The organism is Haliscomenobacter sp., assembly GCF_033763495.1.
Lineage (GTDB): Bacteria > Bacteroidota > Bacteroidia > Chitinophagales > Saprospiraceae > Haliscomenobacter.
Window position 1 is genome coordinate 1 of sequence record NZ_JANRKL010000043.1, and the last position, 2,996, is coordinate 2,996.

The following is a 2,996-nucleotide window of genomic DNA, read 5'->3' on the forward strand; positions in this document are numbered from 1 at the left end:
AATATCCCCCGGGCTTGCGGAAACTATCAGTCCTTTTTCAACTCTGCCAGATTTGCTATCCAAATAAGAAAACCAAATAGACCGAGTAATGCCGCCCAAAAAAGGGCAACAACAACTATGGTGGTTAGGGCTTGGGTAGACGTGGTCTCCTTTTCTCTCAGTTCCTGCCCCTGACTACCAACGGTGAACAAACAAGTCAAGAGGATTAATTTTGCATACTACGCTGTTTCTCCTTCCCTGTTTGAACAATTCAAAATTAGGTCGTATTTTCATGTCTGGATAGGCATTTTTGCAGCCAATTGTGATCACCAACCTGCATTCGCGCAATTTGATTGCTGTAACCTGCTGCATTGATGCCAAATCCTGCCGTTTTCAAGTATTTGATAGTTAGTTTATTAAAGGAAAAAACCGCAGTTAAAAAAAGCATTATTGTTTAAAAACCAATGTTATGCCCATCTCTCATGGAGATCAGCTTTTTGAAATGATTCAGTCTTTAACCAAGGCTGAAAAACGCAATTTTCGCTTGTATGCCAAACGAATTCAAGGGGAAAGTGACGCCAAATTTCTACAGCTTTTTGATTTACTCGAAAAACAAAAGGACTTTGATGAGGAAACCATTATCCGCAAACTCAAAGATTCGAATAAAAGCCAACTCTCCAACCTCAAGCGGCACCTGTACCAGCACATCCTGACTTGCTTGCGCTTGATGGAGATCCACAAACACGAGGAAATCCAAATCCGGGAGTGGATCGATTATGCGGTTATTCTGTACGGCAAGGGTTTGTACCTACAATCCTTAAAACTCCTGGCCAAGGCCAAATCACTGGCCAATAAAATCAACCACGACATTCTGCAACTGGAAATTGTAGAATTTGAAAAAAGGATCGAGTCGCGCCACATTACGCGCAGTACCACCGAAAGGATGGACGATTTGCAGGCCGAATCCGAAACCCATAGCAACACCAATTTGTCAATTGCCCTTTTGTCCAATTTTAAACTGGCCCTGCAACGCCTTTTTATCAACGAAGGGCACATCAAAACGCAGGAAGGGCGGGCCAAACTGGAAGAACATTTTCGGAGCAAACTCCCCAAACAAGAAGAGGAAGCCCATACTTTTTTTGAAAAAATCCACGTCTACCATGCCTATTACTGGTACCACTACCTTTTGCAGGAGTACGACAAATGCGAAGAGTACGCCGAAAAATGGGTAAACCTGTACGCTTCCGAGCCCAAGATGATCGAAATGGACATGGACATGTACATGATCGGGATGCACCAGTTGTTGGTTACTGCGTTTTATTTGCGGAATTACCCGGTGTTTATTCGCACCCTGGATCGTTTTGAAAAATTCCGCAAAGAGGTTTATCCCAAATTCAACTACAATTCCCAGATTCTTTCTTTCCTCTTTGTTCACCAGGGACGTTTCAACCGCCATTTTTTGGAAGGAAGTTTTCAGGAAGGCACAGGACGCACCTTGCAACACGCCTTACGTCGCATTCGGAAATACGACAATAAGCTGGACGCCCACAAACTCCTGATTTTTTATTTCAAAATTGCCTGGTTGTGGATGGGTGCAGGCAAGCCAGCACAAGCCATCGATTACCTCAATCAGATTTTGAACCACCCCGGAAAGGCCCTGCGGGAAGACATGCAAGCTTACGCCAGTTTGATGTTCATCATGGCGCATTACGACCTCAAAAACATGGACTTTTTGGATTATGTCATCAACAACACAGCACGATTCATTAGTAAAATGCATGACCCCAGCAAATTGCAAAAGGCCAGCATTGGTTTTTTCCGCCGGCTGATCAACGCCAAACCGGATGATACGGCTAAATTGTTTCTGGATTTCCGTAAAAAATTGAGTGAGCTTAAGGCTGATGAATTTGAAAAACGCTCTTTCATTTTTCTGGACATTGAATCCTGGGTAGAAAGCAAAATTCAACACAAAACCCTGGCTCAGGTAGTAAAAGAACGGTACGAGCGGCGTTTGGAATCAGCCTTGTAACACATTGATTTCTATTTTTATCTGAATTTCAGACTTTTTTTCGCCCTAATAAATGTAACTCAAACTAATAATCCCCGTTATGGTACAGCAAATTGTCTATAAATTGCAAAGATTTTATTTGAAGACCTCTCCACCGTGAAATGAACTCAGGAGGATTAAGGATTGGATGGAGGTTTTATAGTTTGGCTAATCTAAGTTTCATACATTAATTATTTGCCGGCACATTTTTGCGTCGGCTTTTTTTTTCTCCTTTTTTATCACCTATAAAAAAAGGAGTTAACCTGCATCCATTACAAGTTAGCTCCCCTTTCTACTTATGCATAGTTAAGGACGATTAATCCTTAAACACCTCAATTTCGTGTTTTTCCACTACCAAATCGGTGAATTTACCCTTGAAGCGAGTAGCTTTTACGATGTGGTTGTCGATCCAATGGTAGTTGCCGCCCCGCGGTTTGCCAAACAAAATGCCATGGTATTTAAACCCATTGCGGTTCAGCCATTCTTCGGTCACCTGGCGGTGTTCTTCCGTACGTGAAGTAAAAAAAGTAACCACGTGGCCTTCATCATACCATTTGTTCAGGATGTTGAGGGCATCAGGATAAGGCAACACTGTCACCATCCGCTCGGGTTCTTCGTTGGGGATATCGTCACAAATCGTTCCGTCGATGTCAATGAGGAAATTTTTCACTTCATTGGGCAGTACCGGACTGATCGATTCCCCTTTTTCGTTATAAGCTGCCTTAAGCTGCTGAGTATTCTGGTCCATGAAAATGTTGTATTGTCTTTAACTGTTTGGATAAAGGATTGATAGATAGCGTAATTTGGTATTTATTGGCAGTGGACTCAAACAAAAACGCTGCAATATCCGGTTTTTTTGAGAAAAAACGAAAAGGAAAAAAAGCTGTTCTACCGATTGCAAAGGCCACAAAAAGAGAAGTATACCTAAAAAGTTACATAGTCGACGGGATCAACTGGTTTTCCCTTGTGC

At 42.3% G+C, this 2,996-nt stretch carries 3 protein-coding genes; 2 read left to right on the plus strand and 1 reads right to left on the minus strand.

Annotation, left to right across the window (positions count from 1 at the left end):
• Positions 1-448: 448 nt before the first annotated feature.
• Positions 449-2,008 (plus strand): hypothetical protein, encoded by a 1,560-nt coding sequence (locus SFV55_RS05610; protein WP_320028489.1) that lies wholly within the window; start codon positions 449-451, stop codon positions 2,006-2,008.
• A 334-nt stretch (positions 2,009-2,342) separates the two neighbouring features.
• On the opposite strand, the gene SFV55_RS05615 is transcribed toward SFV55_RS05610, so the two are convergent.
• Positions 2,343-2,774 (minus strand): phosphoheptose isomerase, encoded by a 432-nt coding sequence (locus SFV55_RS05615; RefSeq protein WP_320028490.1) that lies wholly within the window; start codon positions 2,772-2,774, stop codon positions 2,343-2,345.
• Positions 2,775-2,800: 26 nt separating this feature from the next.
• Between SFV55_RS05615 and SFV55_RS05620 the strand changes: the two genes are divergently transcribed.
• A partial coding sequence (locus SFV55_RS05620; protein ID WP_320028491.1) for a hypothetical protein occupies positions 2,801-2,996 on the plus strand: 196 nt, incomplete at its 3' end.